Genomic DNA, 1,098 nt, shown 5'->3' with positions numbered 1-1,098 from the left:
CCTATTGGCTTTGTGTTTCAGCAGTTCAATTTGATTCCATCACTGTCCGTGCTGGATAACGTGGCCCTGCCCTTGCTGTATCAGGGGCTGGCGCCGGCTGCGCGGGCGGCGCAAAGCCTGGCCGTGCTGGAGACGCTGGGCATTGCCGACAAGGCGGGGCAACGGCCGGATGATTTATCTGGCGGGCAAAAACAGGATGAATTTAGGGAGAATATCATGACCACCAGCGTAAGTAGCAGTTTAGCAACGACTTCCATCGCCACCTTAACTGCCACGGTAGCCACATCCAGCAGCCAGACCGCCAGTCAATCCAGAGGGCATGCCCTGATGCTGGAACGTTTGTGGCGGATCAAAGACCCTTCCACGCCTGAGCCAAAAATCTTGTATACCGTCACAACAGACATGTTGTCTGGCAATTCGTTTGATTTTTTGACTTACTCTGACCGGCGACTATTGGAGAAAGTCTACTCCTACGCAGAAGAAAATAATATTGACTTGGAACAAGTGGACTTACTGGCTTTTGATATGGCAGGTTACCGCATGGCTGGCCCAGGTGGATATCTTCCTAATAAGCCAGGAAATTCTTACACGCCAGATGGCAAGTGGATAATTAATGCATTTGATGAGCGTGACACTAAGCTCGCTTATCAAATCCAAAACGGGAAAGCCATGTTGAGTACTGAATTTGACAGAGGCTTTTTGAATGAGGAGTTGGATCCGGAGAAAATGCCTACACACGGCGTTGATTTTGCTTTTTTGGCAAAGATGGTTAAACAATTTTCTGACCAAGCCGGGCAGCCGGATGAAAATATCCAGATGCCGGATGATCCCAATCGGCGTTATGCCGATCCAGGGCACGGGTCGTATCTGGTCGAAACCCTAAATGGCAAAAAACCGCCCACCCATCCAGACAATCTGGCCAAAGGCGGCGATGACAGCACCAATGTGCTGACTTACCTCACCAAGCAGGATCGTAAAAAGCTGTTGGCGGCTTATCAGTTATTGATGTCACTGGGCATGAGCACCGAGCAACTGGATCAAACCGCCACCCGGCTGGGCGCCACGCGCATGCGCGAAGCCACTGGCGTGGTTGCCCCC

At 51.5% G+C, this 1,098-nt stretch carries 1 pseudogene; it reads left to right on the top strand.

The features are described from left to right. A pseudogene (locus DFR34_RS17255) lies at positions 1–1,098 on the top strand (hypothetical protein); the annotation flags it as partial.

Origin of the sequence: Rivihabitans pingtungensis (genome assembly GCF_003201855.1) — a bacterium.
GTDB classification, from domain to species: domain Bacteria; phylum Pseudomonadota; class Gammaproteobacteria; order Burkholderiales; family Aquaspirillaceae; genus Rivihabitans; species Rivihabitans pingtungensis.
Note: the sequence above shows the minus strand (reverse complement) of the source record. Positions and strands in the feature narration are given on the sequence as shown.